22 protein-coding genes and 1 tRNA gene are annotated in these 23359 nt (G+C 64.8%); 7 read left to right on the top strand and 16 right to left on the bottom strand.

Features of this window, described 5'->3' with window-relative positions; translation table 11 throughout:
• Positions 1–73 precede the first annotated feature (73 nt).
• The 5 genes from M4J40_RS02575 to M4J40_RS02555 all read left to right on the top strand — a co-directional run bounded on the left by M4J40_RS02575 (position 74) and on the right by M4J40_RS02555 (position 6019).
• Entirely contained in the window at positions 74–3220 is a 3147-nt protein-coding gene (locus M4J40_RS02575) for a helicase-related protein (RefSeq protein ID WP_251751874.1), read from the top strand.
• A 14-nt stretch (positions 3221–3234) separates the two neighbouring features.
• Complete coding sequence (locus M4J40_RS02570) at positions 3235–3624, top strand: RNA-binding S4 domain-containing protein (protein ID WP_251751872.1); 390 nt, start codon at positions 3235–3237, stop codon at positions 3622–3624.
• Positions 3625–3697: 73 nt separating this feature from the next.
• Positions 3698–4036 (top strand): ferredoxin FdxA, encoded by a 339-nt coding sequence (gene fdxA / locus M4J40_RS02565; RefSeq protein WP_251751870.1) that lies wholly within the window; start codon positions 3698–3700, stop codon positions 4034–4036.
• Positions 4037–4430: 394 nt separating this feature from the next.
• On the top strand, positions 4431–5021 hold the full coding sequence (locus M4J40_RS02560) for a CarD family transcriptional regulator (protein ID WP_251751868.1): 591 nt from the start codon (positions 4431–4433) through the stop codon (positions 5019–5021).
• A 113-nt stretch (positions 5022–5134) separates the two neighbouring features.
• Positions 5135–6019, top strand: a complete 885-nt coding sequence (locus M4J40_RS02555) for a hypothetical protein (RefSeq protein WP_251751865.1) — start codon at positions 5135–5137, stop codon at positions 6017–6019.
• Between the two features lie 36 nt (positions 6020–6055).
• Here M4J40_RS02555 and M4J40_RS02550 read toward each other — a convergent pair whose 3' ends face one another.
• From M4J40_RS02550 to M4J40_RS02540, 3 genes are all read right to left on the bottom strand, one after another.
• Entirely contained in the window at positions 6056–6757 is a 702-nt protein-coding gene (locus M4J40_RS02550) for a pirin family protein (protein ID WP_251751863.1), read from the bottom strand.
• Between the two features lie 130 nt (positions 6758–6887).
• On the bottom strand, positions 6888–8381 hold the full coding sequence (locus M4J40_RS02545) for a M48 family metalloprotease (RefSeq protein WP_251751862.1): 1494 nt from the start codon (positions 8379–8381) through the stop codon (positions 6888–6890).
• A gap of 6 nt (positions 8382–8387) precedes the next feature.
• Positions 8388–9203, bottom strand: coding sequence for a thermonuclease family protein (locus M4J40_RS02540; protein ID WP_251751860.1), 816 nt, complete (start codon positions 9201–9203; stop codon positions 8388–8390).
• A gap of 173 nt (positions 9204–9376) precedes the next feature.
• Between M4J40_RS02540 and M4J40_RS02535 the strand changes: the two genes are divergently transcribed.
• Positions 9377–9453, top strand: a tRNA-Arg gene (locus M4J40_RS02535).
• Positions 9454–9461: 8 nt separating this feature from the next.
• Here the strand turns inward: M4J40_RS02535 and M4J40_RS02530 are convergent.
• The 8 genes from M4J40_RS02530 to deoC all read right to left on the bottom strand — a co-directional run bounded on the left by M4J40_RS02530 (position 9462) and on the right by deoC (position 17375).
• Positions 9462–9713 (bottom strand): GlsB/YeaQ/YmgE family stress response membrane protein, encoded by a 252-nt coding sequence (locus tag M4J40_RS02530; RefSeq protein ID WP_251751858.1) that lies wholly within the window; start codon positions 9711–9713, stop codon positions 9462–9464.
• A gap of 244 nt (positions 9714–9957) precedes the next feature.
• Complete coding sequence (gene rbsK / locus M4J40_RS02525) at positions 9958–10872, bottom strand: ribokinase (RefSeq protein WP_251751856.1); 915 nt, start codon at positions 10870–10872, stop codon at positions 9958–9960.
• 63 nt (positions 10873–10935) lie between these two features.
• Complete coding sequence (locus tag M4J40_RS02520) at positions 10936–12012, bottom strand: aldose 1-epimerase family protein (RefSeq protein ID WP_251751854.1); 1077 nt, start codon at positions 12010–12012, stop codon at positions 10936–10938.
• On the bottom strand, positions 12009–13007 hold the full coding sequence (locus M4J40_RS02515) for an ABC transporter permease (RefSeq protein ID WP_251751852.1): 999 nt from the start codon (positions 13005–13007) through the stop codon (positions 12009–12011). The genes M4J40_RS02520 and M4J40_RS02515 overlap by 4 nt, the downstream gene beginning before the upstream one ends.
• A gap of 11 nt (positions 13008–13018) precedes the next feature.
• Complete coding sequence (locus M4J40_RS02510; RefSeq protein WP_251751851.1) at positions 13019–13990, bottom strand: ABC transporter permease; 972 nt, start codon at positions 13988–13990, stop codon at positions 13019–13021.
• Positions 13990–15483, bottom strand: coding sequence for a sugar ABC transporter ATP-binding protein (locus tag M4J40_RS02505; protein ID WP_251751850.1), 1494 nt, complete (start codon positions 15481–15483; stop codon positions 13990–13992). Before M4J40_RS02505 ends, M4J40_RS02510 begins: the two co-directional genes overlap by 1 nt.
• A gap of 151 nt (positions 15484–15634) precedes the next feature.
• A complete protein-coding gene (locus M4J40_RS02500; RefSeq protein ID WP_251751849.1) occupies positions 15635–16681 on the bottom strand; it encodes an autoinducer 2 ABC transporter substrate-binding protein in 1047 nt (348 codons plus the stop codon).
• 40 nt (positions 16682–16721) lie between these two features.
• Positions 16722–17375, bottom strand: a complete 654-nt coding sequence (gene deoC / locus M4J40_RS02495; protein WP_251751848.1) for a deoxyribose-phosphate aldolase — start codon at positions 17373–17375, stop codon at positions 16722–16724.
• A 176-nt stretch (positions 17376–17551) separates the two neighbouring features.
• Here deoC and M4J40_RS02490 point away from each other — a divergent pair, with 176 nt between their 5' ends.
• A complete protein-coding gene (locus M4J40_RS02490; RefSeq protein WP_251751847.1) occupies positions 17552–18244 on the top strand; it encodes a DeoR family transcriptional regulator in 693 nt (230 codons plus the stop codon).
• A gap of 40 nt (positions 18245–18284) precedes the next feature.
• On the opposite strand, the gene M4J40_RS02485 is transcribed toward M4J40_RS02490, so the two are convergent.
• The 5 genes from M4J40_RS02485 to M4J40_RS02465 all read right to left on the bottom strand — a co-directional run bounded on the left by M4J40_RS02485 (position 18285) and on the right by M4J40_RS02465 (position 23358).
• Positions 18285–18680, bottom strand: coding sequence for a F0F1 ATP synthase subunit epsilon (locus M4J40_RS02485; RefSeq protein WP_251751846.1), 396 nt, complete (start codon positions 18678–18680; stop codon positions 18285–18287).
• 155 nt (positions 18681–18835) lie between these two features.
• The gene (gene atpD / locus M4J40_RS02480; protein WP_251751845.1) at positions 18836–20275 is read right to left on the bottom strand and encodes a F0F1 ATP synthase subunit beta; all 1440 of its coding nucleotides are present in this window, start codon (positions 20273–20275) and stop codon (positions 18836–18838) included.
• Positions 20276–20301: 26 nt separating this feature from the next.
• Positions 20302–21174 carry a F0F1 ATP synthase subunit gamma gene (locus M4J40_RS02475; protein WP_251751844.1) on the bottom strand — a complete coding sequence of 291 codons (873 nt, stop codon included), beginning with the start codon at positions 21172–21174 and terminating at the stop codon, positions 20302–20304.
• A 79-nt stretch (positions 21175–21253) separates the two neighbouring features.
• A complete protein-coding gene (gene atpA, locus M4J40_RS02470; protein ID WP_251751842.1) occupies positions 21254–22783 on the bottom strand; it encodes a F0F1 ATP synthase subunit alpha in 1530 nt (509 codons plus the stop codon).
• Positions 22783–23358, bottom strand: a complete 576-nt coding sequence (locus M4J40_RS02465; protein ID WP_311134057.1) for a F0F1 ATP synthase subunit delta — start codon at positions 23356–23358, stop codon at positions 22783–22785. Before M4J40_RS02465 ends, atpA begins: the two co-directional genes overlap by 1 nt.
• Between the last annotated feature and the right edge of the window lies 1 nt (position 23359).

Here is a 23359-nt window from a genome sequence, read left to right as displayed (position 1 = left end):
GTTTTCTCTGGCCTCTCGGGCGGACTTTCGTATAGGGAAAGCTACGGCCTCATCGCGTATCGAGCGGGACCCCATGAATATCGTCCGAGCGGCCCCCTTGCTATCGCCTGCCCGTGCCCGGGCTGTGACGGCGGTGTTGGGGCCGACCAACACCGGCAAGACCCACCTCGCCATCGAGAAGATGCTGAGCCATGGCTCAGGCGCCATCGGCTTGCCGCTGCGTCTTCTGGCGCGCGAGGTCTATGGCCGGATCGTCGCTCGCGTGGGCGCGGGCGCGGTGGCTTTGGTCACGGGCGAGGAGAAGATCGTTCCGCGCGACGCCCGCTACTGGGTGGCGACGGTGGAGGCGATGCCGCGCGATCTCGACGTCGCCTTCGTGGCTATCGACGAGGTACAGCTTGCCGGCGACATCGAGCGCGGGCACGTTTTCACCGACCGGCTGCTCAATGTGCGCGGGCGGCAGGAAACGATGCTGCTGGGCTCGGCGACGGCGCGACCTTTGATCGAGCGCCTCCTGCCGGGCGTTGCCGTCACGTCGCGGCCACGTCTCAGCCATCTCGCCTATACCGGCGCGAAGAAGATCACCCGACTGCCGCCGCGATCGGCGATCGTCGCCTTCTCGTCCGAAGAGGTCTATGCCGTCGCCGAGCTGATCCGCCGCCAGAGGGGTGGCGCCGCGGTGGTGATGGGCGCGCTGTCTCCCCGCACCCGCAACGCCCAGGTGGCTTTGTTTCAGAACGGAGAGGTCGATTTCCTGGTGGCAACGGACGCCATCGGCATGGGCCTGAACCTCGACGTCGATCACGTCGCCTTCGCTCAGGCGCGAAAGTTCGACGGCCACCAGTATCGCGGTCTGACGGCGGCCGAGCTTGGCCAGATCGCCGGCCGGGCCGGTCGCTACCTCAACGACGGCACCTTCGGCGTCACCGGTCGGGTGATGCCATTCGACGAGGATGTCGTCACGGCCATCGAGGGGCATGATTTCGAGCCGGTGCGCGTCTTCCAGTGGCGGAACGGCGACCTCGACTTCTCATCCGTCGACGCGCTCCGAGCCTCGCTCGAGACGCTGCCGGGTGCCGAGGGGCTGACGCGGGCCTTGCCGTCCGACGATCAGCGGGTGCTCGACTTTGCTCTGAGAGCCGAAGACGTCGCGGTGGCGGCGCGCGGTCGCGAACGGGTGGCGCTTCTCTGGGATGTTTGCCAGGTTCCCGACTTCCGCAAGATATCGCCGGCCCAGCACGGTGATCTCATCGTCGCACTCTATCGATTCCTCATTGCAAAAGGCGTGATTCCAGACGATTGGTTTGCACGGCAGGTCGGGTTGTCTGACAGGACGGATGGCGATATCGATACGCTGTCGCGGCGCTTGGCGGATATCAGGACATGGACGTTTGTCGCCAACCGACCGGACTGGCTGTTTGCGCCCGGCCATTGGCGGGAGAAGACGCGCGCCATCGAGGACAGGCTGTCGGATGCGTTGCATGACCGGTTGACCCAGCGTTTCGTGGATCGCCGGACATCGGTATTGTTGAAGAGATTGAGAGAGAACACCATGCTCGAAGCTGAAATCACCGGTACCGGCGGCGTGCTCGTCGAAGGGCAGGCGGTCGGGGAGCTGCACGGCTTCCGCTTCGTGCCCGACGCGGGAGTGGGCGGCGACGGCTCCGAGGCAAAGGCGCTGAAGGCGGCGGCCCAGCAGGCGCTCTCCGGCGAGTTCGACAAGCGCGCCGAGAAGATCTCCAAGGCCCCCAACGAAGAAATCGTGCTGTCCACCGATGGCAGCCTGCGCTGGCTCGGCGAGCCCGTGGGGCGTCTCGTGGCCGGCGACGACACGTTGGCGCCGCGCGTGATGCTGCTTGCCGACGAGCAACTCGCCGGTGGCGCCCGCGAGAAGGCGCAGGACAGGCTCGATCTTTGGGTCGGGGCCCACATCCAGACGCTTCTGAAGCCGCTGTTCGACCTGCGGACCGCCGCCGATCTTGAGGGTATCGCGCGTGGCGTTGCCTTCCGCATGGTCGAGGCGCTCGGTACCGTCGAGCGGCATGACATCGCCGACGACGTCAAGGCGCTCGATCAGACCCAGCGCGCTGTCATGCGCAAGTATGGCGTCCGGTTCGGCGCCTATCACATCTATGTGCCGGCGCTGTTGAAGCCGGCGCCTGCGGCTCTGGTGGCCCAGCTCTGGGCCTTGAAGCATGGCGCCCTCGACATGCCGGGCCTTGCCGAGCTGCCGCAGCTCTCCGCCTCGGGACGCACCTCGATCAAGGTCGATCCGGCTTTCGACAAGACGCTCTACCGTCTCGTCGGCTTTCGTGTCGCTGGCGAGCGTGCCGTCCGCCTCGATATCCTCGAGCGTCTGGCCGATATCATCCGGCCGCTGATCGCCTTCAAGTCGGTCGATGGCGCCACTCCGCCCGAGGGGGCGCTGCCGCAGGGTGGTGGCTTCACGGTGACGGTGGCGATGACGTCGCTGCTTGGTTGCTCGGGTGAGGACTTCGCCTCGATCCTGCGCGGTCTCGGCTATCGCTCCGAGAAGCGGACGATCAAGGTGCCGGTCAAGCCCCAGAAGACCGAAGCGCCGGCAGAGGACGCGTCCGTCGAGGCGGCTCCGGTCGATGCGGCGACGGCCGAAACCGGCGCGACCGAGGCTGTTGTTGAGGCGGCTCCCGCTGAGGCTGTTCCCGTCGAGGTCGCGTCGGTCGAGGCGCCTGCCGTAGAAGTCGAAACGCCGGCAGCCGATGCCGAGGCGCCGGCCGAAGGCGTGGCCGCCGAAACCGTGGCGTCGCCCGAAGAGGCGACCGAGGCACCGGCCGAAGTCCTGGAAGACCGTGAGGTCGACGTGTGGCGTCCCGGTCGTGGCGATCGGCCTCGGCATGGCGATCACAGGAGCGACCAGAGGCATGACCATCGGGGCGAGCGCCGTGGCGGGCCGAACCGGGGCGCGTCTTCTCGGTCTGGCGAGCCGGGCGAGGCTGCGGCGTCCGAAGGGCGTGGTCAGCGGTCGCAGGACGATCGCCGGCAGGGTCGTCCGCAGGGCGACCGACGCGACGGGCGTGAAGAGCGCCGCTTCGGCGATCGCCGGGATGGTCGTCCCAACGACCGGAACGCCGAGCGCTCGGCCGATCGGCCGCCGCGCAAGGAGAAGGTTGCCGATCCCAACTCGCCATTCGCTGCGCTGGCCGCTCTCAAGGCTTCGCTCGAGCAGCAGAAAAAGAAGTAGGAGAACGGTGGGGCGTGTCCGAGGAACCAGTCTCCGGCCGGCAGCGGATAGACAAATGGCTGGTCTACGCGCGGGTGGTCAAGACGCGAACGCTCGGCCAGGCGCTCGCCGCTTCCGGACACGTGCGCCTGAACGGTCGGAAGGTTGATGATCCCGCTCAGCCGGTCAAAGCCGGCGATGTCCTGACCATCGGGCTGCACAACAAGGTCAGGGTGCTGAAGGTGCTCGACTTTGCCGCGCGGCGCGGCTCCTTTTCGGTGGCATCCGGGCTTTACGAGGATTTGACGCCGCCGCCGGTCGCCGAGGTCGCCGCGCCGACCGTTGACGCGGGCGAAGGGCGGCCGACCAAGCGCGATCGCCGTCGTTTCGAGAGGCTTGTCGATCCAGACCAGAGTGACCGATGATCGGCCTTGAACGGCCAGTGGAACTTCGTTACGTCAGCAGGCGCCTCGCCTGTGGATATCAGGGTATTCGCTCATGACCTATGTCGTTACCGACAACTGCATCGCCTGCAAGTACACCGACTGTGTGGAAGTTTGTCCGGTCGATTGCTTCTATGAAGGCGAGAACATGCTCGTCATCCATCCCGATGAGTGCATCGATTGCGGTGTTTGCGAACCCGAGTGTCCGGCAGAGGCGATCAAGCCGGATACCGAGCCGGGTCTCGACAACTGGCTGAAGGTCAATGCCGAGTATTCGGCCGTCTGGCCCAATCTTTCCGCCCGTCGCGATCCCCTGCCGGATGCCAAGCAGTATGATGGCGTAGAAAACAAGCTGGCCACCATGTTTTCATCGAAGCCGGGCAAGGGCAGCTGAGAAAGCCGCACCATCCAGCCTGCGGAATAGGCAATGCAGCCATGTGACGCCGCATTTTTGCGGCGTACGGCGTCATATTGCTTTGTTTTTTGTGGTTTTTGTGTTATTGCTTACGTCGACAGTCGACGAATTCTTCCGGTCGCTAGCGGGACCCTGCATGGGGTCTTTTTTATGACCTTCATGAAGGCGTGAGCCTTTGTGCCGGTCTCGACATGTGTGCAGTTTGTACGCTGTGGCCGGAAGCGAAACCCCAGATCGACTGAAAACAACGCGAAAGCGTGCCGGCGGAGCGAACGTAGAGGTTCGCAGTTCATATCGACCCTTGCTCACTTGCTGCCTCCCGGCAGGAGAGGGTGATTTTGTCGCCGCCGACACTGAGGAGTGGATGGACTGAATGGCCACTGCGAAGAAACCCGCTGTCCGTAATGGGTTCAAGACCAACGAGCACATCGTCTATCCGGCCCATGGGGTCGGCCAAATCGTCGCCGTCGAGGAGCAAGAAATCGCCGGCATGAAGCTGGAGCTCTATGTCATCGTCTTCGAGAAGGACAAGATGACGCTGCGCGTCCCCATGGCGAAGGCCGAACAGGTCGGCATGCGCAAGCTTGCCGAGGACGACATCGTCGACAAGGCGCTTGAGATCATCAAGGGCCGCGCTCGCGTCAAGCGCACCATGTGGAGCCGCCGCGCTCAGGAGTACGAAGCCAAGATCAACTCTGGCGATCTGGTTGCCATTTCCGAGGTGGTGCGCGACCTGCACCGTGCCTCCAGCCAGCCCGAGCAGTCCTATTCGGAGCGCCAGCTCTATGAGGCGGCTCTCGATCGCATGGCGCGGGAAATCTCGGCGGTGTCCCGTATTACCGAAACCGAGGCCATTCGTCGTATCGAAGACAGCCTCAACAAGAGCCCCAAGCGGATCGCCGCCCGTGGCGATGCTGCCGAAGAAGTGGTCGACGAAGGCGAGGACGAGGCGGAAGCCGCCTGACAAGCGTCGCCGGCGCTTTTTGTCCGTTTCTTTTTCAAGGCCCGGCGGGGAAACCTGCCGGGCCTTTTGCGTGTGGCGCGGGGGAGCGCTGAGCGACGATCATGGGGGAGAGTATGGCGAAGCCAACTTGCGCGTGGCTGACCGTTGCTTTTCTGGCGGCCCTGTCTCCGACGGCAGTTCTGTCTGCCGGAAGCAATGGGACGGTGTTTCGGTCGGTGGCGGTTGGGGACTGCACGGCGACGGGACCGGAGAAGGTTTGCCTTACCGCGCCTCTTGTCCCCGGGGTGGCGACAACGACGCTCGACGTCCTGCGGGACATCTATCCCGGTCTTCGCACAGATGGCTTCGGTCATCGGTTCGCCGGTGCGGAAGCCGTCGAAGCGGCGAGCGATCCTGACGCTGGTGAGCCGACGGATCGGGCAGTAGACATTTCAACCAGAGACCTCGCCGATATCGCGGTGATCGAAGCGGGCGGGAAGGCCTATGCGGCGGCCGTGAGCGGTGGCGTCGTGACGATGGCCGAGGTCAAGCCGGCCTACAGGCCGCTTGGTCGTCTCCTGGTGGCCACCGACCCAGGCGGGCCGACGACTGGCTACCGGCTGCTGCTCGCCGCTCCGAATAGCCCTGTGGCGGTAACGCTCAGCAGCCATTTCAACTCCCAGGAGGGGTTCGACGCGTTCCATCTGGTGGGTGCGGTCGGTGGCGCGCTCGTCGATCTCTACGACGGACCGTATCTCTACTCGGAGGCCGAGGCGACGGAGCGGTGCGAGCTTCTCGACCATCGCGAGATCGTGGCCGTCTTCGAGACGCGAAAACGCAAGCGTCATGGCCTTGCCGACATCGGCATCGTGGTCGATTACGCGGCTACCTGCATCAACGGCGAGGACAGCCGGACCGTCGGGAAGAAGTCCTTCCCGATCCGTCTGGCCTATGATGGTGCCTGCTATGATGGAGACACGTCCAGGCTCGACGATTTCAACGCCAAGTTCGCGGAGTGAGCGCCGCCACCAGGACGGCGGCGGCGCTTCCTCCTTTTAGCGGGCCATGTCGAACAGCAGGATCTCGGCGTCGTCTTCGGCGGTGATCGACAGGTTGGGCGATCTCTCGATGGCAGCGCCGTCACCTTCGTCCAGATGCTGACCATTGACGGTGACGCTGCCACGCGCCACCTGCAGCCAACCCAGACGGCCGGTCGCAAACGCGTGGTCGACTTCGGTGCCTGCCTTGAGCCGTCCGGCAAAGAGGTCGACATCGCGATGGAGCGTCAGCGCGCCGTCACGGCCATCTCGGGAGGCAACCAGGCGCAGGCGGTCGCCGAGCTCGGCATCGCCGAAGCTCTTCTGCTCGTAGGACGGGGCAAAGCCGCTCGTCTCCGGCAGGATCCAGATCTGCAGGAAATGCACGGGATCGGTGGCCGAGGCGTTGAACTCGCTGTGGCGGATGCCGGTGCCGGCGCTCATGCGCTGAACGTCGCCGGGCCGGATCGCGGAGCCGGTTCCCAGGCTGTCACGGTGCTGCAGGGCCCCCTCCAGCACGTAGGAGACAATCTCCATGTCGGCGTGCGGGTGTGGCGGGAAGCCGCCGCCTCCGGCGACGCGGTCGTCGTTGATGACCCGGAGGGGGCCGAAGCCCATGGCGGCAGGGTCGAAATAGTGGCCGAAGGAGAAGCTGTGGTGGCTGTCGAGCCAGCCAGCGTCGGTGCGGCCGCGGTCGGCGGCCTTGCGAATGGTGATCATCGCGGGTCTCCCTGATCGGGGCGAAGACTGATCGCCCGCTTGGTGACCCCAAAATGGGACGCGCCAGTCGGTTTGTCAGGATAGCGTATTGCCGCCGGACTGTTCTCGAAAGGTGAACAGTCTCGGGCGCTCAGCGGTCGACGATGATCTTGACGCGCGTACCGGGGCGGGGTTGCTCTTTGGCGGACAGGCCATTGAGTGCCCTGAACAGGATGACGCCACGGTCCATCGGAACCATGCGCCGTGCCAGCGTCTCGGCGGTCTCGCCCGCGCCCACGGTGACGACCCGGATGCGCAACGGGGCGAGCGACGCCTTCTCAGCCTCCGACAGTGAGCGGAAGGACGCGACGGTGGCGGCAAAGGTGCTGTCGAGCACGGCTGCGTCGCCACGCGTCGCGAACAGGAAGCGGAAGGCCTGGTCGTGGAAGCGAATGACGGCAATCCGGTAGGTGAAGCCGCGCGCCGCGGCTGAGGCAACGGCTGCCGGCAAGCCCGCGATCGACACCGTTTTCACCGACTGGCGGTTAAGGCCGTTGACCCAACCGGAGTTGAGATACGCAACGAGATCGCTTCCGGCGGCGACGTCGGCCCCGTCGAAGCGCATGGCAACGCCGTCAGCGTTGGTGGCCAGCACCGCCTTGGACGTGTTGTCGATCTGGAAGCCGTCCGGGACCTCGAAGGCGAAGCCCAGCTTGGCATGCAGGAACTGGCGGCCGCGAACGTAGCCTTCGTTCGGATCGTCGCCATACATGATGCCGTCGATACGCGAGAGGTAGCCGTCACGATCGACTTCGCCATTGGTGACGCCGGTCGCCTTTGCGACTTCCTGCGCCTGGGCGAGGCGTTCGGGCGTCGAAGGATGAGAGGACAGGAAGTCGATTGCGCCGGTGTCGTCTTCGGGCAGGCCGTTCTTCCAGGCGGCGAGGCGCGACATCGAGGTCAGGAAGCGCGGCGAGCCGAACGGATCGAAACCGGCCTTGGCGAGCGTCGCAATACCCACACGATCGGCCTCGAGTTCCTGGATCTGCGAAAAGCGAGCCAGAGACACCTGCGTCGAGGCGAGGGCCACGCGCTGTACGGCCGGATCCTGAACCACATCCTGAACGGCCTGGCTGGCCACGGCGGCGGCCTCGGCCTTCTGGGCGCGCAGGTAGGCGTGCCGCGCGGTGACGTGGGCCATCTCGTGAGAAATCACGGCGGCGACTTCCGCCGTGTCGCTGGCGAGCGCCAGCAGACCGCGCGTCACGTAGACATAACCACCGGGGAGGGCGAAGGCGTTGACGGCCGGGGAGTTCAGGATGGTGACGCGGTAGCTACGCCAGGGTTCCGGACTGGCGGCCACCAATCGCCCGACGACGCTGGCAATCGCCAGCTCGGCTTCCCGGTCCTCGTAGGTTCCGCCGAAGGCGGCGACGATCTTGGGATGTTCCCGCTCGGCAATCGCCACGTCGTTGGGGTCGAGCTTGCCTTGCGGAACGGCCGAAGCTGCCAGCTGTTCGGCGGAAATGCCGCTATCGTCGCTGGAGAGCCCAAGGCACCCGGCGAGCGACAGGGCGAGCGCAAGAGCGGCGGCTCTCGACGCGAACCAGCAGAGACTGCCCGTCCTTCCCATCCGTCCGACCATCACCTTCTAGTCCGCCCCCTTGTCCGCCACTTCGCTCGACAGCTGCAAGGCCGCCGGCGTATCGAGCTCCAGATCGAGGCCATTGCGCCAGCGAGCCCAACCGCGCACCTCAACCATCCGTCCGGAGAGACTCTCCGGCGGTCGTCCGGCTTCAACCAGCGCCGACGCCAAGGCTTCTCGAAGGCGCACCGTGGCATCCGTTCGGAAGTTGTCGCCGAAATTGATATAGGTTGTTCGACCCGATTGGCCAACCGAGGCAACCCTGCCACGGCCGAGCACGAAATCGGGCAGGCCAGTTGCCGCCGCATTCAGGTTTGTCCATATCCGGCTTTGCCTCCAAACGCCACGCTTTTCCGCTCGCGCCTTGGCCTCGACGGCAAGAAAGCGTGCCGCGCAGGGCTCAAAGGACACATCGGCAACGCCGGCTCCAGCGGCGAGCAATCGCTCGGCGACGCCGTCCCCGTTCTCTAGGTGGAGGATGCCACGCAGGCGTCCGTGGCGGTCCGGCTCTTCGCTTGAAGCAACAAAGACGGTGGGCATGCCGCGAAGGTCGGCGAGAATTGCGGTTTGGGCGAAACGCGCGAAAGCGCCCGCTCTGGCCGGAAGAACGATGCCGTCCAGAACGATCGTGAGTGTTGGCGCGGCCGCCTGCAGCGGGGCCAGCGTCACGACGGGGCGGATGGTTGCCACCCGGGGTGGGAGAGCGGCTTCGATGCGATGGGTCGGAGTGAAAGATCCGTCAGCGCATGTTTCCTCGGCCCCGGCTGGCGAAGCCTCCAGCAAGGACACGAGAAGGCAGAGCGCGACAGTTGGTCGGAACATGAACAGGTCTCTGAGGCGCCCGACTTTAGCGAATGCCGCGCCACGCGCCTATCCCAACGGGTGACAAGGCTGCTCTCCCATCATGGCATGCGCGTTTCGAAAAGGGCTGTCAAAGCCGCCCTCGATTTGCTAGATGAGCCGGAGCGACTGGGCGTTTGCTCCGGCCGCGCCGCGTCCCGGTAGCTCAGCAGGATAGAGCAACGGTTTCCTAAACCGTAGGTCAGGGGTTCGAATCCCTTCCGGGACGCCACTTTCCAGCTATTTCTGAACCGCTCTCACGCCGCCGATCAGGATGCAGGCGCCGATCACGCCGGCGATCAGGTAGCCGATCCAACCACCGAACGAAATGCCGAGGATTCCGAACAGGAAGCTCGCGACGGCGGCGCCGATGATGCCGAGCACGATGTTCAGGAACAGTCCCGTGTTGGTTTTCATCAGTCCGGACGCGATCCAGCCCGCGAGGCCGCCGATGATGATGGCTGCGATCCAGCCGATGCTTGCGTCGTTCATTTTGTTACCCCGAGCAATCCGTTCAAAGGCAATGGCCTCGCCGCCGGCAGGTCGCGTCTTTGCAGGGCAACCGCCCGCAGGCTGGCTTTGACATAACGAATGATTGGGAAAGCAGTTCCCTTTGAGGGAAAAGATACGCGTGCGCGGGCAACTGGCGGGGCTGCCAAATGGAGACCTGGGAGAAAAATGCCGACGGTCTCTGTCGAAGACCGCCGGCAAAACTCTGCTGACGGGTTTGCCCCGCTCAGGGGAAGCGGGCGCGGAAATCGGTCAGCGAGGCGTAGGAGCGTTGGGTGCCGCGCCGGGTGATCGAGTCGGCGGCGTACTTTCCGGCTTCGGTCAGCGCTTCGAAGGCTGGCAGTCCCTCGGTGTAGAAGTGGGCAAAGGAACCAATGAAGGCGTCTCCGGCGCCAGTGGTATCCACGGGCTCTACCTTGACCGGATCGATGCGTCGCGTGCCGCCAGCGTCAACCAGAAGGGCGCCTCGGCCGCCCATGGTGACCACCACCGTGCCGATGCCGCGCTCGATCAGCGACCGCGCGGCCGCTTCCGCTTCCTGCTCATTGCCGACCGGCAGACCGGTCAGCGTTGCCAGCTCGGTTTCGTTGGGGGTCAGGAATGCGAGGTCTGCCAAGCGCGCCACGTCGAGGTCGGCGGCGGCGGGAGCGGGGTTCAGCAGGGTGGGGACGCCCAGTTCCTTGGCCTTGCGAACCGTGTGATAGACGGTTTCGACCGGGACCTCCATCTGCATCAGGATCAGCTTGCACCCCTTGAGGACAGGGATCGCGGCATCGACGTCGGCTGGCGTCAGATCGCCGTTGGCGCCCTTGACGATCAGGATCGAGTTCTCGCCCGACGGCTCGACGAAGATCGGCGCCACACCTGACGACCGGCCCGGCGTCCGCAACACGTGGGTGGTGTCGATGCCGTTGCGCTGGAAGTTGGCGATCGTTGCATCGGCAAAGGCATCGTCGCCGACGCGCGTCACCATCGCGACGCTCGACCCCAGTCTCGCCGCTGCGATCGCCTGGTTGGCGCCCTTGCCACCGTGGCCCATCTCGAAGGTCGGTGCTTCGATGGTCTCGCCGCGCAGCGGCATGCGGTTCACGTAGGTGATCAGGTCCATCATGTTGGAGCCGACAACGGCGATCTTCGACATCTTTTCCTCCGGTTGTCCGCTGCCCATGCACAGGGCGCGGCCGACTGCTGTTTCGGGCGGCGCTCAGCCGGCCATGCGCTCGACTTCCCGACGGCATTCCCCGGCATCGAGATGGCCGAGCTCGACGGTAAAGCGGGCGGTTTCGCCGGCCGCGAGGCTGCGGACGTTGCCCTTCTGCTTTTCCGCCGTGTAGCCTTCCGGCTCGCAGGTCGACGGCAGCGCGAAGGCGGCCACCTGCTGGTCGTGACCGGCCAGGATCCAGCGCACCGTCTTGGGGAAGTCGGTGGTGTTGTAGCGGGCGAAGAAGGCATCGCCCTCGGGCCGCCGCATCATCAGGCGAGTGTCGCCGGCGGCGTCGGTGGCGAGGCCGCGCAGATAGAACACCTGCTCGGGGTCGTAGCCGTCGGCCTTGCGGATGATGCGGCTGCCGGCGGGGTCGGCGGCCAGCGCGGCGACGCGGGCCAGATAGTCGGGGTTGGGCCTCACATGCGCCGGCACGGCGGTGCGCGTCACCGTGCGGTCGGGCGTGAAGGGCGCCTGTTGCAGGATCTCGGCGCCCTCGCTGAAGGCGTAGTTGACGTGGCACATGTACATGAGATCCATCGGGTCGCCGGCGGAGAGGTTGGTGACCTGCATCGCCATGTCGAAGCGGGCCGAACCAGCGAGCAACGTCACCGAGGGGCGGGCCTCGTAATGCGAGCCGAAGCCCATGGCGTAATCATAGGCGCCGACGACGCGAAGATAATCGCCGCGTTCGTCGCTTCCCGCTTCGATGCCGGCCCAGTCCATCGCGGCGCAGGGCATTTCGCCATGCGAGGGATGGTTGTCCGTGGGGCCGGGCACACCGTTGCGCAGCAGGCCCGAGTGGAAGGCAAAGCAGCCGTAGGTCTCGCCGATGGTCGGTACGCGGCGCGGCGCCTTGAAGATGCTCTTCATGGTGAGGTCGACGCCGTCGAAGGCGGCCTGCCAGATCATTTGTCCGAGATAGGGCAGCACGATCAACGAGCCGCGGGCATTTTCGAGGCGGATCGCCTCGATCCCGGTGGAGTAGCGGAACAAGCTGGCCTTGAGCGAGCCATGCTCGACGGCTGGGCGCTCAACCTCGTCGAAGGCGGCGCGCGAGAGGTGGAAGACTGTCATTTTCCGCGATTCCTCAGAACGTTGATCACCATGACGAGCAGCAGGAAGCCGCCCCAGATGAAATCGATGAGGTGGTTGGAGAAACGCATCATCTGGAAGCCGGAGGCGAGCAGCATCAGCGCGATAACGGCGATGGAAACGCCGAGTACCGTGCCCTTGCCGCCTGACGGATTGGTTCCGCCCAGCACTGAGATGAGCACCGCCTGGAGGAGATAGGAGGTGCCGTAGTCGGACTTGGCGGCGTTGGTGCGGCCGGAGAGCACGATGCCGGCCAGAGCTGCCAGCGTGCCGCTCAGCATGTAGGAGTAGAGCACCATGCGTTCGGTCCTGAGGCCGGCGAACACGGCAGCGCGCGGGTTGGTACCGATCAGGAACAGGTTGAGGCCGAAGGGTGTTTTCGTCAGCATGGCAGCGATCACCACGACCACCACCAGGAACAGGACCAGCGGCACGGCGATGCCGAGGATCTTGCCGTTGCCGATGAAGCCCCACCATGCCGGGAAGCCCACGATGGCCGGGCCACCGGTCAGCACCATGCAGAGGCCGGTGAAGATCTGTCCGGTGCCGAGCGTGGCGAGGATGGGCGTGATCCTTACCTTGGCGATCAGCAGGCCGTTGAGGGTGCCGGCGAGCAACCCTACCCCAAGCGCAAGGACGACGCCGGCGACGACGCGCATCAGTTCGGCCGCCGCGCCGGCCTCGGGGGCGGCGGGGTAGAGGCGGGTGAAGAACACGCCAGCCAGGATGCCGGCGAGATTGGCGATACCGATCACGGAGAGGTCGATGCCGCCGGTCAGCATGGCCAGCATCATGGCGATCGACACGATGCCCAGCTCGGGAAAGATGAAGCTGATGGACTCGAAGTTGTAGTAGCGAAGGAACTTGTTCGGTTCCAGCGCCGACATCAGCACGAAGATCACCGCGGTGATGATCAGGAGCTGGACGATGTTGTTGTCGCGGTTGACGAAGCGACGGAGGTCGGTGAGCTTGTTCATGGATCTGGCTTTCACACGAGCGCCTTGCGGTCACGCCAGGCGGTGAGGGCCGTGGCGATGACGATGACGCAACCGACGACGACGCCTTGCCAGGTGTTGTCGATGCGCATGATGATCAGGCTGTTCTTGATCAGCGTCAGCATGAAGACGCCGAGAATGGTGCCGAACACCGAGCCACGTCCACCGAAGATCGAGGCACCACCCAGCACCACGGCGGCAATGACGTCGAGCTCGTAGCCGACGAAGTCGCGCGGGTTGGCGAGCCAGATCATCGAGGCGTGAAGGAGTCCGGCAAAGCCGGCCAGGGCGCCGGCAAGGCCGTAGACCAGGTAGACCGTGCGGCGGGTGTTGAAGCCGACGCGCTTGGCGGACTCGGCATCGTCGCCGTAGGCGAAAATGGCGCGGCCAGCCATGGTTCGCGTCAGGAACAGCCACATCAGCACGGCGATGCCGAGGTAGATGAAGATCATCAAGGACAGCTTGCTGCCGCCGATCTCGGCGGTGCTGCTGCCGAAGGCGATCAACGAGGGCGGCATGCGGTCGATGTTGATGATCGACGTTCCGACAAGACCGAGCAGCAGGCCGCGCACGACCGAGGCGGAGCCGAGTGTGACGATCAGAGGGATCATCCGGAAGGTGTGAATGAAGAAGGCGTTGGCGAGGCCGCAGAGCAGGCCGATCACCGTCGCGCCGATGAACGGCAGCACCACGCCCTGATAGCCCATCGCGTTCATGGCGATGACCGTCAGGTACATGGCGGCGACGGCGAAGGCGGGGAAGGAGACGTCGATGCCGCCGGAGATCATCACGGTCAGCACGCTGAGCGCCATGATGCCGATGACGACGTTCGCCCTCAGGAGGTTGAACAGGTTGTCGGCCTGCCAGAAGGCCGGATTGATCACGCCGATCACGATCATCACGACGATGAGGATGGCGAGCACCGCCGCTTCGGACCGGCGCAGAAGTTTGGAAACAGAGGTCATCAGCGCAGACCCTTCAGGCGGCCATGGATGTCGTCTTCTTCGACGCTTTGAGCGTCAAGTTGGTCGACGATCTCGCCCCGATGCATCAGCAGGATGCGATTGCAGTTCTGAATGAGTTCGGGCACGTCGTCGGAGATCATCAGCACGGCGAGACCGGTACTGGCGGCCAACTCGCGGATACGCCGGTGGATCTCGGCCTTGGAGCCGACATCGACGCCCACGGTGGGACCGTTGAGAATCAGGACCTTGGGATTGGTCAGCAACCAGCGGCCGATGACGACACGCTGTTGGTTGCCGCCCGAAAGCTGGCCGGCGTGCTTCTCGATGTCCGGCGTGGCGATGCGCATGTCGGACACCGTCTGCTCGGCCAGGGCGTTGAGACGTTCATGATCGAGGAACGGTCCGCGCGTCGCCCTGCCGATGGCGCTGGCGATGACGTTGCGGGCGATCGGCTGCCGCATGAACAGGCCTTCTGAAAGACGGTCCTCGGGCACATAGGCGATACCGGCGGCGACCGCGTCCTGCACGCTTTCCAGATCGAGCGGCGCGCCGTCGAGGCGGATGTCGCCGCTGTGCGGCTCCATGCCGAACAGCGCCATGGCGAGCTCGGTTCGACCGGATCCGAGAAGGCCACTAAGGCCGACGATCTCGCCCCGGTGAAGGTCGAGATCGACGCCGCGCACGGTGTCGCCGACGGTAAGGCCTCGCACAGAAAGGCGGGGCTCCTTGCTGGCGTCGCCGGTCCAGACGTGCCGTTCGTGGCCAATGTCGTGGCCGGTCATGGCGCGGGTGATGCGTGCTTCATTGAACTCGCCGGTCGGGCCTTCCTCGACCTTGAGGCCGTTGCGGAAGACCGTGATGCGTTCGGAAATCTCCAGCATCTCGCGCATCTTGTGGCTGACGAACAGCACGGCGATGCCCTTGGCCTGGATCTCGCGGACGATGGAGAACAGGCGTTCGACCTCGCGGCCGGTCAGCGCGGTGGTCGGCTCGTCCATGATCAAGAGGCGCGTGTCGCTCATCAGCGCGCGGGCGATGGCGACGATCTGACGATCGGCGGTCGATAGTGTTCCAACCGTCGCTTCAAGATCGATCGACACGTCGAGCCGGGCGAGCGCCTCAGCGCCGAGCTGTCGGCGACGTTTGGGGTCGACGAAGGCCTTGCCCTCGCTGAGCAGGCGGTTCAGGGCGAGGTTCTCGGCCACGGTCAGGCTGGGGAACAGCGAGAAGTCCTGGTAGATCACCTGAATGCCGGCGGCGATGGCGGCGCGCGGACCAAAGTCGGCAACCGGTTTGCCGTCGATGAGGAGGTCGCCTTCGTCGAAGTCGTAAACGCCGGAGACGATCTTGATGAGGGTGGACTTGCCGGAGCCGTTTTCGCCGGCAAGGCAGACGATTTCGGCGGGGAAGATCTGGAAATCGACGCCGTCGAGCGCCTTCATGCCAGGAAAGCGCTTTGTGACGGCGCGGAGTTCGATCAGGGGGTCGGCCATGGTGTGCGCTTCAATTTCCGAACGGGAACGACCTTGGGGATGAATGGCATGACGAGCGGTCGCGACGGCCGGTCGGGTGGCCTCGTCGATCAGCGATCGTCACGCAAGGTATGGGGAGCGGCGAACTTGCCGTCGCTCCCCACATCGTCCGTCAGAAGTTGTAGTCGGCCATGTTGTCCTTGGTGACGCCGACCCAGCCCTGGCCATAGAGCAGGTTGGGGGAAGCGCCCTCAGGCGTCGTCAGGCTCTCGTAGCCCTTGAGGCCGAGGTTGAGACCAGCCTTGATCTCATCCTTCTTCTCGCTCAGCGCCAGGACGGCGAGCGTGTTCATGGCATAGGCGGCAACGGCCGGATCCCAGAACTGGATGTACTGGATGTCGCCATCCTGCAGGTACTTGCCCGCCACCGACGGAAGGCCGGTGCCAGCGAAGAACACCTTGTCCTTGAGGCCGCGTTCGGCGATCAGACGACCGGCGCCGGCCGAGGTCGGCATCGGGCCGCCGACGATGCCGGTGACGTCCGGATAGGTCGTCAGGGCTTCCGAAAGGCGGTTGTAGTCGGTGTTGGCGTCGTCATAGGTCTCAAGGCGCTCGGTGGCGAGCGACATGTCGGGGAAGTGTTCCTTCTGGTAGGCGATGGCGCCGTCGATCCACTCGTTCTGCGACTGCGAGGTCAGGCTGCCAACAGTGGCTAGATACTTGCCCTTGCCACCCATGGACTTGCCGAGCACTTCCATCAGCTTGGCGCCGTAGGCCTTGTTGTCGAAGGCTTCGAGCACGTAGTCGGCGTTCTTGAGGTTGGAGGCCTCGTGGGCGATGACCACAATGCCGCGATCGCGGGCCTTCTGCAGAACGGGCTCGACGGCCTCAACCGAGAACGGAACGACGCAGATGGCGTCGACGCCCTGCGCGATCAGGTTCTCGATCAGCTGCACCTGAGCAGCCGCGTCAGCCTGGCTCGGGCCGACCTGCCAGACGTCGTGTCCGGTGTCGTCGCCGAACTGCTTGACGCCATCGCGCATGCGATCGAACCAGGCGATGCCGTCGACCTTGACCACCGTGGCGATCGAGAAGGTCTTGCCGGCGGCGTCGGCCGTGATGTCCTTGCGGACCTGGCTTACGTCGACGACGCCGTCGGCGAATGCCGGCAGGGCCAGCATGGAGAGGCCGGCGGCCAGCGAGATCAGTGTCTTCTTCATTATGTCGTCTCCTCCCAAGAGATCGATTGACAGAGGCCCGTCAGTATCCGGCGGGACCTCCCTTACCGGCGCCGCCGACAATGGCGATACTGGCGCTGGCACCTATGCGCGTGGCCCCGGCTTCCACCATGGCCCACGCAGTCTCGGCGGTGCGAACACCGCCGGAAGCCTTCACTCCCATTTCCGGACCGACCACCCGACGCATCAGCGCGATATCCTCCACAGTCGCGCCACCCGTCGAGAAGCCGGTGGATGTCTTCACGAAGTCGGCCCCGAGTTCCTTGGAAATCCGGCAGGCCGTCTCCTTCTGGGCGTCGTTCAAGAGGCAGGTCTCGATGATGACCTTCAGCACCTTGCCGACGGTCGCCTGCCTGACGGCGACGATGTCGGCGCGGAAGCGATCGAGATCCCCCTCGAGCAGGGCGCCGACATCGATCACCATGTCGATCTCGTCGGCACCGTCGGCGATGGCTCGCGCGGCTTCATCGGCCTTGGCGGCAGCCCCGGAGGCGCCGAGCGGAAAGCCAACCACCACGCAGGTCTTGACGGTGCTGCCCTTCAGCCGATCGGCCACGAAGGCGGCATGGACGGCGTTGATGCAAACCGAAGCGAACCCATGGGCGACTGCCTCCTCGCAAAGTCGCGCCACCTCGGCTCTGGTCGCCTCGGGCTTCAGAATCGTGTGGTCGATCATGCTGGCCAAAGTCTGCGAGTTTCTAACCGAATTGTGTTTTGATTCTTCCACTTTCAGGCCTCCATCCGGCCGACATGTTATGATTCTAACAAGATTTGTTTGGAAGGTTTCATAGTGGCCTTGACGAGTCAAGGGGAAAGGTGGATTGAAAGGCTTGTCAGCGATGGGGACATCCAGTGAAGAAGGCCGAACGTCTAGAACGCCTCGATGACAGGTTGAAAGATGCCGGCGTGCTGCATCTCAGCGATGCGGCCAACCATCTCGGTGTGTCGGAAATGACGGTGCGGCGAGATCTCGCGTCGGCACCGCATCTGTTCAGCTACCTGGGCGGCTACATCCTGCCGGCTGGCGGCGAGCGCTCCACCTATCGTCTTGACGCAGAGGCCGATACCGACTCGGAGGCGAAGGAGCTGGCGTGCCAGAAGGCGTCGCGGCTCGTGGAGCCGGACGATACGATCTTCATCGATTGCGGGACCACGACGCCCCGGATGACCGAATATCTGCCGGTATCGGGCAAGCTGACGGTCATCACCTACGCCATGAACGTGGCCGAACGCGTCATGAAGCGGCCGAATACCAATCTGATTCTGCTTGGTGGGTTATTCCATGCCTCGTCGCAGACCTTCTCGGGCGACGAGGCCTTACGTTCGGTGGAACGCCTCGGGATCAGCAAGGCCTTCCTGTCGGCCGGCGGCTTGCATTCGCAGCACGGCGCCACCTGTTCCAACTTTCACGAGGTGCCGATCAAGCAAGCCGTGCTGGCGCGAGCCGGCTTGAGCTATCTGGTGATCGACTCGAACAAGCTTGAGAAGATCAAGCCGGCGTTCTTTGCGACCACCGATCAGTTCGACGAAGTCATCACCGAATGATGGTGGATCGCAGTGGGGAACGCCGGGGTCCTTCGCCTGATCAGGCGAGCGCCGCGATGGCGGTTTTCAGCTCATCAAGCGCCTTGACGGCACGATCCTTGGCTTCTTCGTTCTTCGCTTCTGCGAGGACGGCCTCTGCCGCGGACGTTTCGGAGGCGGCGACGGCCGGGTCGAACTCGGCCTCCGGCACAGCCTTCTCGGCCAGAACGCTGAGGCCGGACGCGTTGACGTCGGCGAAGCCGCCGCGCACGTAAATGCGGCTGGAGACGCCGCCGGCCTTGACGGTGACGATGCCGGTCTTCAGCGTGGTGAGGAAAGGCGCGTGGCCGGCGAGCACGCCGAAGTCGCCCTCGCTGCCGGGCAGATCCACCTGATCGGCATCGACCGACAGAATCAGACGCTCGGGGCTGACGAGTTCGAACTTGAAGGTTGCCATCCGGCGCTCCCCACGGTGTTTTCGGCTAGTTCCGACGAAAAGACGCTGTCTATCGCAAGGACTGCCACGGCGGCCCGTCCGGGCCGGTCAATGTCTCAGCTTGGCGCATCGGCGCCGGAAGGTGGGCGGCGTGGCCGCCCGACCTCGATTGAGGGTCAGGCCGCCTGGGCGGCGAGGCGCTGAGCCTTCTCGACGGCGTCGTCGATGGTGCCGACCATGTAGAAAGCCGCTTCCGGCAGATGGTCGTAGAGACCTTCGCAGAGCCCCTTGAAGCCCTTGATGGTGTCTTCGAGGGCGACGAGCTTGCCGGGCGAGCCGGTGAACACTTCGGCCACGTGGAAGGGCTGGCTCAGGAAGCGCTCGATCTTGCGGGCGCGAGCCACCGTCAGCTTGTCCTCTTCGGAGAGCTCGTCCATGCCGAGGATCGCGATGATGTCCTGCAGGCCCTTGTACTTCTGAAGGATCTGCTGCACCTGGCGGGCGACGGCATAATGCTCCTCACCGACGATCTGCGGATCGAGCATGCGCGAGGTCGAGTCCAGCGGATCGACGGCCGGATAGATGCCCTTTTCGGAGATGGCGCGGTTGAGAACCGTCGTGGCGTCCAAGTGGGCGAAGGAGGTGGCCGGCGCCGGGTCGGTCAGGTCGTCGGCCGGCACGTAGATGGCCTGCACCGAGGTGATCGAACCCTTGTTGGTGGTGGTGATGCGCTCCTGCATGGCGCCCATGTCGGTGGCGAGCGTCGGCTGGTAGCCCACCGCCGAGGGAATGCGGCCGAGCAGGGCCGACACTTCCGAACCGGCCTGCGTGAAGCGGAAGATGTTGTCCACGAAGAACAGCACGTCCTGGCCCTTGTCGCGGAAATGCTCGGCGACGGTGAGACCGGCCAGCGCGACGCGGGCGCGGGCCCCCGGCGGCTCGTTCATCTGGCCGTAGACGAGGGCGCACTTGGAGCCTTCGGTCGAACCGCCATGCTCACGCGGGTCCTTGTTCACGCCGGACTCGATCATCTCGTGATAGAGGTCGTTGCCCTCGCGAGTGCGCTCGCCAACGCCGGCGAACACCGAGTAACCGCCGTGGGCCTTGGCGACGTTGTTGATCAGTTCCTGGATCAGCACGGTCTTGCCGACGCCGGCGCCGCCGAACAGGCCGATCTTGCCGCCGCGGGCGTAAGGAGCAAGCAGGTCGACGACCTTAATGCCGGTTACCAGGATCTCGGCTTCCGTCGACTGATCGGTGTAGTCGGGCGCTTCCTGATGGATGGCGCGCTTGCTCTCGCCGACGATGGGGCCGACTTCGTCAGCCGGCTCGCCGATGACGTTCATGATGCGGCCGAGGCAGGCTTCGCCCACCGGCACGGAGATCGGCGCGCCGGTGTCGACCACTTCCTGGCCGCGCACGAGACCCTCGGTGGTATCCATGGCTATGGTGCGGACGGTGTTCTCGCCGAGATGCTGGGCAACCTCGAGCACGAGGCGGTGCTCGCCGTTCTTCGTCTCGAGCGCGTTCAGGATCGCCGGCAGATGTTCGTCGAACTTGACGTCGACGACGGCGCCGATGACCTGGGTGATCCGTCCGATATGCGTTTCAGCCATCGATGTGGTCCTTGATCGAGTTACGGTCAGAGCGCCTCGGCGCCCGAAATGATTTCAACGAGTTCTGTGGTGATCTTGGCCTGGCGCGTGCGGTTGTAGGTGATCGACAGGCGGTCGATCATCTCGCCGGCGTTGCGCGTCGCGTTATCCATAGCGCTCATCTTGGCGCCCATCTCGCCGGCCGCGTTCTCCAGGAGAGCGGAGAACAGCGTGACCGAGACGTAGCGCGGCAGCATGGTTTCAAGGATCTCGGCTTCGTCGGGCTCGAACTCGTAGTCGGTCTCCAAGGCGGCGGCCGGAGCGTCCACCTTGACAGGAAGCAACTGCTTGGCCGTGGGGATCTGCTGGATGACCGACTTGAATTCCGAATAGAACAACGTGCAGACGTCGAACTCGCCCGCCTCAAAGAGATCGACGATGCGCTTGCCGAGATCGACGGCGATATCGAAGCCGACGGTTTTCACGCCGCGGAGCTCGATACGGTCGATCATGCGGTTTCCATGCTCGCGCTTCAGCGCGTCGGCGCCCTTCTTGCCAACGGTGAGGATCTTCACCGTCTTGCCGGCGGCGAGCAGGCTGGCGGCGTGTTCGCGGGCCAGACGGACGATCGACGAGTTGAATCCACCACACAGACCACGCTCGGCCGTGCAAACGACGAGAAGGTGAACCTCGTCGCGCTTGGTGCCGGCGAGAAGAAGCGGCGCGTCGTCGCGGCCCGCCATGGCGCTGGCGAGGTTGGCAACCACCGCGCCAAGACGGTGGGCGTAGGGACGGGCGGCGACCGCCGCCTCCTGCGCGCGACGAAGCTTCGCCGCGGCGACCATCTGCATCGCCTTGGTGATCTTCTGCGTCGCCTTCACCGAAGCGATGCGGTTCTTGAGTTCTTTCAAGCTGGCCATATCGGCTCCTGCCCGGGGGGCATCGGGGCGCGGGAGAGGAGGGCGGCTTTCGCCCCCCTCGGTTCATCCGGCGTTGGCGTCAGGCAAACGTCCTGGCGAAGTTGGAAATCGCGTCGTGGAGCTTGCCGCGCAGTTCGTCGGAGAGCTGCTTCTCGGCCCAGATGCGCTCCAGGATGTCGGAATGCTTCTCACGCAGATAGCGGAGCAGCCCTTCCTCGAACGGGCGAACCTTGCTGAGCGGCAGCGGATCGAGGAAGCCGGACACGCCGGCGAAGATCACGGCCACTTCTTCCTGCGTCTTCAGCGGCGAGAACTGCGGCTGCTTCAGAAGCTCGGTCAGGCGGGCGCCACGGTTGAGCAGGCGCTGGGTCGAAGCGTCGAGGTCGGAGCCGAACTGAGCGAAGGCGGCCATCTCGCGATACTGGGCAAGCTCGCCCTTGATGGTACCGGCAACCTGCTTCATCGCCTTGATCTGGGCGGACGAGCCGACGCGCGACACCGAGAGGCCGACGTTCACGGCCGGGCGGATGCCCTGGTAGAACAGCGAGGTCTCAAGGAAGATCTGGCCGTCGGTGATCGAGATGACGTTGGTCGGGATGTAGGCCGACACGTCGTTGGCCTGGGTCTCGATGACCGGAAGGGCGGTAAGCGAACCGGCGCCATTCTCGTCGTTGAGCTTGGCGGCGCGCTCGAGCAGGCGGGAGTGCAGGTAGAACACGTCGCCGGGGAAGGCTTCGCGCCCCGGCGGGCGGCGCAGCAGCAGCGACATCTGGCGATATGCGACGGCCTGCTTGGTGAGGTCGTCGTAGGCGATCAGCGCGTGCATGCCGTTGTCGCGGAAATACTCGCCCATGGCGCAACCGGCGAACGGGGCGATGTACTGCATCGGCGCCGGGTCGGAGGCGGTGGCGGCAACGACGATCGAGTACTTGAGCGCGCCGGCGTCCTCGAGCTTCTTGACGAACTGGGCGACGGTGGAGCGCTTCTGGCCGATGGCGACGTAGACGCAGTAGAGCTTGTGCTTCTCGTCGTCACCCTCGTGCAAGGACTTCTGGTTGAGGAAGGTGTCGAGGATGATCGCGGTCTTGCCGGTCTGGCGGTCGCCGATCACCAGCTCGCGCTGGCCACGGCCGATCGGGATCATCGCGTCGATGGCCTTGAGGCCGGTCGACATCGGCTCATGCACCGACTTGCGGGGGATGATGCCGGGCGCCTTGACGTCGACGCGGGCGCGCGTCTCGTATTCAATCGGGCCCTTGCCGTCGATCGGATTGCCGAGGGCATCGACGACGCGACCGAGCAGACCGCGGCCAACCGGCACGTCCACGATGGCGCCGGTCCGCTTGACGGTGTCGCCTTCCTTGATGTCGCGGTCGGAGCCGAAGATGACGACGCCGACGTTGTCGCTCTCGAGGTTGAGCGCCATGCCGCGAATGCCGCCCGGGAACTCGACCATCTCGCCCGCCTGGACGTTGTCGAGACCGTAGACGCGGGCGATGCCGTCACCCACGGAAAGAACCTGGCCGACCTCGGATACCTCGGCGTTGCGGCCGAAGTTCTTGATCTGCTCCTTGAGGATTGCGGAAATTTCCGCGGCGCGGATATCCATCAGCCGACCTCTTTCAATGCAATCTTGAGTGCGTCGAGTTTCGTTTTGAGCGACGTGTCGATCATGCGCGAACCGAGCTTGACGACGAGACCGCCGATCAGCGACGGGTCGACCTCGAGTTCAACATGAACCGACTTGCCGGATATGTCGGCCAGCGCGCGCTTGATGTCGGCGAGCTGGCTGTCGGAAAGGGGGATCGCCGAGGCGATGCCGGCCGTCACTTCGCCGCGTCGGTCAGCGAGCAGCTGACGGAAGCCACGGAACATGTCGGCCATCGCCGAAAGGCGATTGTTGGAGGCGACGAGCTTGATGAAGTTGCTCAGGGTCTGCCCAAGGTCGGCAGCCTCGACCACGGCGCCGATGGCCCGGACCTGATCCTCATTGCTGAAGACCAGCGACTTCATAAGTCGGCGAAGGTCGGCGCTTTCTCGGCGGAGGGTCTCGAAACGGGCGATGTCCGCCTCGACGATGTCGAGTTCGCCGGTCTCGCTCGCCAGTTCGAACAGGGCCGTTGCATAACGCTCGGCGACCCCGAAGACCATCGTTTCCGCTTCGCTCACGTAAGAACCCCTCATC

Origin of the sequence: Pleomorphomonas sp. JP5 (genome assembly GCF_023721815.1) — a bacterium.
In the GTDB taxonomy this organism is placed as follows: Bacteria; Pseudomonadota; Alphaproteobacteria; order Rhizobiales; family Pleomorphomonadaceae; genus Pleomorphomonas.
Note: the sequence above shows the minus strand (reverse complement) of the source record. Positions and strands in the feature narration are given on the sequence as shown.

Excerpts from the sequence above, each read along its gene's own strand:
- M4J40_RS02550 (WP_251751863.1), bottom strand. The coding sequence starts at position 6,757 with ATGATCACCATTCGCAAGGCCGCCGACCGCGGCCGCACCGACGCTGGC.
- M4J40_RS02530 (WP_251751858.1), bottom strand. The coding sequence starts at position 9,713 with ATGAACGACGCAAGCATCGGCTGGATCGCAGCCATCATCATCGGCGGC.
- M4J40_RS02520 (WP_251751854.1), bottom strand. The coding sequence starts at position 12,012 with ATGACAGTCTTCCACCTCTCGCGCGCCGCCTTCGACGAGGTTGAGCGC.
- M4J40_RS02575 (WP_251751874.1), top strand. The coding sequence starts at position 74 with ATGAATATCGTCCGAGCGGCCCCCTTGCTATCGCCTGCCCGTGCCCGG.
- M4J40_RS02510 (WP_251751851.1), bottom strand. The coding sequence starts at position 13,990 with ATGACCTCTGTTTCCAAACTTCTGCGCCGGTCCGAAGCGGCGGTGCTC.
- M4J40_RS02485 (WP_251751846.1), bottom strand. The coding sequence starts at position 18,680 with ATGGCAACCTTCAAGTTCGAACTCGTCAGCCCCGAGCGTCTGATTCTG.
- M4J40_RS02545 (WP_251751862.1), bottom strand. The coding sequence starts at position 8,381 with ATGGTCGGACGGATGGGAAGGACGGGCAGTCTCTGCTGGTTCGCGTCG.
- M4J40_RS02465 (WP_311134057.1), bottom strand. The coding sequence starts at position 23,358 with ATGAGGGGTTCTTACGTGAGCGAAGCGGAAACGATGGTCTTCGGGGTC.
- deoC (WP_251751848.1), bottom strand. The coding sequence starts at position 17,375 with ATGATCGACCACACGATTCTGAAGCCCGAGGCGACCAGAGCCGAGGTG.
- M4J40_RS02540 (WP_251751860.1), bottom strand. The coding sequence starts at position 9,203 with ATGTTCCGACCAACTGTCGCGCTCTGCCTTCTCGTGTCCTTGCTGGAG.
- atpD (WP_251751845.1), bottom strand. The coding sequence starts at position 20,275 with ATGGCTGAAACGCATATCGGACGGATCACCCAGGTCATCGGCGCCGTC.
- atpA (WP_251751842.1), bottom strand. The coding sequence starts at position 22,783 with ATGGATATCCGCGCCGCGGAAATTTCCGCAATCCTCAAGGAGCAGATC.
- M4J40_RS02555 (WP_251751865.1), top strand. The coding sequence starts at position 5,135 with ATGGCGAAGCCAACTTGCGCGTGGCTGACCGTTGCTTTTCTGGCGGCC.
- fdxA (WP_251751870.1), top strand. The coding sequence starts at position 3,698 with ATGACCTATGTCGTTACCGACAACTGCATCGCCTGCAAGTACACCGAC.
- M4J40_RS02475 (WP_251751844.1), bottom strand. The coding sequence starts at position 21,174 with ATGGCCAGCTTGAAAGAACTCAAGAACCGCATCGCTTCGGTGAAGGCG.
- M4J40_RS02505 (WP_251751850.1), bottom strand. The coding sequence starts at position 15,483 with ATGGCCGACCCCCTGATCGAACTCCGCGCCGTCACAAAGCGCTTTCCT.
- M4J40_RS02560 (WP_251751868.1), top strand. The coding sequence starts at position 4,431 with ATGGCCACTGCGAAGAAACCCGCTGTCCGTAATGGGTTCAAGACCAAC.
- M4J40_RS02515 (WP_251751852.1), bottom strand. The coding sequence starts at position 13,007 with ATGAACAAGCTCACCGACCTCCGTCGCTTCGTCAACCGCGACAACAAC.
- rbsK (WP_251751856.1), bottom strand. The coding sequence starts at position 10,872 with ATGTCGAAGATCGCCGTTGTCGGCTCCAACATGATGGACCTGATCACC.
- M4J40_RS02500 (WP_251751849.1), bottom strand. The coding sequence starts at position 16,681 with ATGAAGAAGACACTGATCTCGCTGGCCGCCGGCCTCTCCATGCTGGCC.